Here is a 4,775-nt window from a genome sequence, read left to right on the forward strand (position 1 = left end):
CGGCCGCGCCCGCCAGGCCATTGAGGACGACATCGCAGGGCCGACCGGCAAGATGGGGCGGTGGGCAACCTGACCTATCGGGGCGGCGCCGGGCGGCCGCTGGTGCTGGTGCACGGACTGATGGGCCGTGGCAGCACCTGGTCGCGCCAGTGGGAGTGGCTGGCCGGCCACGGATCGGTGTACTCCTACGACGCCCCGTGGCACCGCGGCCGCGATGTCGCCGACGCCCGGCCCGTCAGCACCGAGAGTTTCGTCGACGAGTTGGGTTCCGCCGTCGAATCGCTCGGGAGGCCGGCCGTTCTGATCGGCCACTCGATGGGCGCGCTGCACTCGTGGTGTCTGGCCGCGGCGCGCCCCGAACTGGTCGGCGCACTCGTCGTCGAGGACATGGCGCCGGACTTCGTCGGCGGGACCACCGGCCCGTGGGAGCCCTGGCTGCACGCGCTACCCGTGGAATTCGCCTCTCCGGAAGAGGTCTTCCGGGAGTTCGGCGACGTCGCGGGCCGGTACTTCCTCGACGCCTTCGACCGGACCGCCACCGGATGGCGGTTGCACGGCCGGCCCGAACGGTGGATCGCGATCGCCGCCGAATGGGGCACCCGCGACTTCTGGGCCCAGTGGCGGGCTGTGCGGGCACCGGTGCTTTTGATCGAGGCCGGCGATTCGGTCGCACCGCCCGGTCAGATGCGGCGGATGGCGGAGTTGTCCGGTGACCGGGCCACCTACGTCCGGATCGAGGGCGCCGGGCATCTGATCCACGACGACGCCCCCGTGCCGTACCGGGCTGCGGTCCAGGGATTCCTGGCCGGCCTGCCCCGCGAGTGAGGCGCGAACCCCGGCGGTCAACCGCCTTCGCCGGCGAGCGCGAAACGGCCGTCGGCGGTCTGCTCCACCAACCCGTCGACCAGAAGCGAGTCCAGTGCCCGGTCGCGCTGGGCGGTGTCGGTCAGCCAGACCGCGTCGAGGCGCGACCGCTCAACCGGACCGGCGCCGGCGCGCAGGACGTCGAGCAGCTTGCCCCGGACCTGACGGTCGGTCCCGGCGTACCGCTGGACCGGCCGGCGCGGACCCGTCCCCGGCGGGTGGCCGGCCTCGCGCCAGGCGCACGCCGTCAGCGGGCAGACCCCGCACCGCGGGGACCGCGCGGTGCAGACCGTCGCGCCCAGTTCCATCAGCCCGGCCGAGAACGCCTGCGCCGCTTCGCCTTCGGGTAGCAGAACCGACACATCGGCGTGATCGCGGACCGCCGACGGGGGTCCGGCATCGGCCAGGCCGTGCACGGCGCGGGCGACCACCCGACGCACATTGGTGTCCACCACCGGCACCCGCCGGCCGTAGGCGAAGCATGCCACCGCCCGCGCGGTGTAGGCGCCGACGCCGGGCAGCGTCAACAGAGTCTCGACGTCCCCGGGAACCACGTCGTCGTGCTCGGCCGCGATCACGGTCGCGCATTCGTGCAGCCGCTTGGCCCGGCGCGGGTAGCCCAGCTTGCCCCACGCCCGCAGCACCGCGGCGGCCCCTGCCTCCGCGGTCGCCGACGGCGTGGGCCAGCGGTCCACCCAGTCCACCCAGATCGGCTCCACCCGCGCCACCGGTGTCTGTTGCAGCATGAATTCGCTGACCAGAATCTGCCAGGCGGTCACCCCGGGGGCCCGCCACGGCAGATCGCGTCGGCAGCGCCCGTACCAGCGCACGACTTCTCCGGCCGGGATGCTCATCGGGACCCCGGCGCGGCAGGGCACAATGACGACCATGGCGAAAACCAGCCCGGCGCAAGCGTGGATGGCACTCAAGGAGGGTAACGAGCGGTTCGTCGCCGGGCGCCCCGAGCATCCGAGCCAGAGCATCGAGCACCGGGCCGGCCTGGCCGAGACGCAACGTCCCACCGCGGTGGTGTTCGGATGCGCCGACAGTCGCGTCGCCGCAGAGATCATCTTCGACCAGGGCCTCGGAGACATGTTCGTGGTGCGCACCGCCGGACACGTCATCGACTCTGCGGTACTCGGATCGATCGAATACGCCGTCACGGTCCTCAACGTCCCGCTGATCGTCGTCCTCGGCCACGACAGCTGCGGCGCGGTCAAAGCCACCCTGGACGCCCTCAACGACGGGCAGGTGCCCGGCGGCTTCGTCCGCGACGTCGTCGAACGTGTCACGCCCTCGATCATGTTGGGCCGCCGTGACGGCCTCACCCGGGTGGACGAGTTCGAGACCCGGCACGTCGTCGAGACGGGAAGCCAACTGCTGGCCCGCTCCCTGGCCGTCGCCGAGGGTGTCAAGAACGGCGAACTGGCGATCGTCGGCGTCACCTACCGACTGGCCGACGGCCAGATCGTTCTGCGGGAGTATCTCGGCGACATCGGGCCGGCCGACATCGGATAGGCGACCGGTCCGGCTCGAACAAGGCGACACGCCGAGCGGGGTCGGACGTCTTGCGGTGACCTCGGCTTACCGTGGGAACGTGCTGGATCTCGAACCGCATGGCCCGCTTCCGCCCCAGGTGTACTGGCGGCGCCGAGGCCTGGCCCTCGGCATCGCGTTACTGGCCGTCGCTCTCGTCGCCGGCATCGCGTTCTTCCTCTTCGGAAGGTCAGACCCGGTCAGGGAAACCGCCGAGTCGAAGACCGAGCAGGTGCCCCAACCCGAGAACAAGTCTCCCGTCATTCCGCCGGCTGAGTCGAGTCCCGAGCCGACCCCGACGCCCACCTCGGCGGTCGCGCCGCCGCCGGTGCTGCAGGCCGGCGATGACTGCCCCGACTCCAACCTGGCGATCAAGGGCGTGACCAACGCCCCGCAGTACGTCATCGGCGACCAGCCCAAGTTCACCATGGTGGTCACCAATATCGGCCTGGTCGCCTGCAAGCGCGACGTCGGTGCGGCCGTCCTGGCGGCCTACGTCTACTCGCTGGACAACAAGCGGCTTTGGTCCAACCTGGACTGCGCGCCCTCCAATGAGACGCTGGTGAAGACGTTCAACCCCGGCGAGCAGGTCACCACGGAGGTCACCTGGACGGGCATGGGCTCGGCCCCGCAGTGCCCGCTGCCCCGGGAGCCGATCGGCCCGGGCACCTACAACCTCGTCGTCCAACTCGGCAACCTGCGTTCGGCGGCATCCCCGTTCACGCTGGCCGACACTCCGCCGCCCCCACCCCCGCCGCCGCCGGCCGCCCCGGCTCCGGCTCCGGCTGAACCTGCGCCCGCACCGGCCGGTCCCCCGCCGGGACCAGCCCCGGCCGGCTGACGCCTGAGTAGGCGAAACCTCGCCTAAACCCGTTGGCCCGCCGGCGAACTCGCGGTCAAGGCCCGTCGCCGTCCACGGCTCGCAGCGCACGTCGCCAACCGCCGTCGTCGCCTCGAGGCGGTGCGGATGCAGCCGTGATGGACAGCACCGCGTGCAGTGCGTCGTTGATCGTGGCCGACTCGACTGTGCGTAGCCCCGGAGGTGGCTGTCCGGATCCGGCCGGAACCACCGCGGTGGTGAATCCCAGTCGCGCGGCCTCGGCCAGCCGGCGATCCATCCCCGTGACCCGGCGCAGATCGCCGGCCAATCCCACTTCGCCGAACACCACCAGGGTGGACGGCAACGGCCGCCCGACCACGGCGGAGGACATCGCCGCCGCGACCGCGAGGTCACTGGAGGGGTCGGTGAGCCGCATGCCGCCGACGGTGGACAGGTAGATGTCGAGCGTGCCGATCGGGACCCCGGCGCGCTTGTGGAGCACGGCGGTGATCATCGACACCCGGGCCTGGTCGATTCCGCTGACCACGATCCGCCGCGGTGCGCCTTCATGGTTCGGCGCGGCCAGCAGCGCCTGAATCTCCCCGATCAGCGGCCGCTTCCCGTCCAGGGTGACCGTGACGGCCGTTCCGGGTACCGGGTTGTCCCGCTGGTCGAGGAACAACCCGGAAGGGTCGGCTACGCAGTCGATGCCCTTGTCCTGCATGAGGAAACAACCGACCTCGTCGGCCGCACCGAACCTGTTCTTGACCGCCCGGACCATTCGCAGCGCGGTGTTGCGGTCACCCTCGAAGTGCAGCACCACGTCAACCAGATGTTCCAGGGACCGGGGACCGGCGATCGCGCCGTCCTTGGTGACATGCCCGACCAGGACGACCGCGACACCGGTGGTCTTGGCCACCGCCGTGAGGGCCGCCGTCACCGCGCGCACCTGGGTGACACCACCGACGACGCCGTCGGTGTCGCCGGCGGTCATGGTCTGAACCGAGTCGACGATCACCAGGCCGGGGCCGACGGCGTCGATGTGGCCCAGGACGGTCTGGACGTCCGACTCGGCGGCCAGGTAGACCTCGTCGTGCGCACATCCGGTGCGCTCCGCGCGCATCCGGATCTGGCCGGCGGACTCCTCGCCGGAGATGTAGAGGGCCCGCCCGCCGCCCTGAGCCCAGCGGCGCGCCACCTCGAGCAGCAGCGTCGACTTACCGACACCCGGATCCCCGGCGAGCAGTGTCACCGAACCCGGCACCACTCCGCCGCCGAGGACCCGGTCGAGTTCGCTGACCCCGGTCCGATGGTGGCGGGTCCGGTCCGGGTCGATGGAGGTGATCGGGACGGCGGGCGTCAGGGGTGTCACGCCGCGCCGGGCGGAGCCACCCGCGGTCGCCGGCGCAGCCACCTCGTCGACGGTGCCCCAGGTGCCGCAATCCGGGCAGCGCCCAAACCATTTCGCGGTCACATGTCGACATTCCGAGCAGCGAAACTGCGCGCGCGCTCTGGTCACGTCGATGACGCTAACCGTTGCCTACGACAATTCCCG

General features: G+C 71.4%; 5 protein-coding genes. 3 read left to right on the forward strand and 2 right to left on the reverse strand.

The window, feature by feature from the left end; genetic code table 11:
• Window positions 1-60: 60 nt before the first annotated feature.
• Window positions 61-825: an alpha/beta fold hydrolase gene (locus ADBZ5U_RS14300; protein ID WP_526811282.1), complete on the forward strand. Its 765-nt coding sequence runs from the start codon at window positions 61-63 to the stop codon at window positions 823-825.
• Window positions 826-842: 17 nt separating this feature from the next.
• Here ADBZ5U_RS14300 and ADBZ5U_RS14305 read toward each other — a convergent pair whose 3' ends face one another.
• Complete coding sequence (locus tag ADBZ5U_RS14305; RefSeq protein ID WP_526811290.1) at window positions 843-1,718, reverse strand: iron-sulfur binding domain-containing protein; 876 nt, start codon at window positions 1,716-1,718, stop codon at window positions 843-845.
• A gap of 34 nt (window positions 1,719-1,752) precedes the next feature.
• Here ADBZ5U_RS14305 and ADBZ5U_RS14310 point away from each other — a divergent pair, with 34 nt between their 5' ends.
• Window positions 1,753-2,382 (forward strand): carbonic anhydrase, encoded by a 630-nt coding sequence (locus tag ADBZ5U_RS14310; protein ID WP_526811284.1) that lies wholly within the window; start codon window positions 1,753-1,755, stop codon window positions 2,380-2,382.
• 79 nt (window positions 2,383-2,461) lie between these two features.
• The gene (locus tag ADBZ5U_RS14315) at window positions 2,462-3,241 is read left to right on the forward strand and encodes a hypothetical protein (protein ID WP_526811286.1); all 780 of its coding nucleotides are present in this window, start codon (window positions 2,462-2,464) and stop codon (window positions 3,239-3,241) included.
• Between the two features lie 55 nt (window positions 3,242-3,296).
• Here ADBZ5U_RS14315 and radA read toward each other — a convergent pair whose 3' ends face one another.
• Window positions 3,297-4,739, reverse strand: a complete 1,443-nt coding sequence (radA, locus tag ADBZ5U_RS14320) for a DNA repair protein RadA (RefSeq protein ID WP_526811288.1) — start codon at window positions 4,737-4,739, stop codon at window positions 3,297-3,299.
• Window positions 4,740-4,775: the final 36 nt, after the last annotated feature.

Source organism: Mycobacterium sp. (genome assembly GCF_040398885.1).
Taxonomy (GTDB): Bacteria; Actinomycetota; Actinomycetes; order Mycobacteriales; family Mycobacteriaceae; genus Mycobacterium.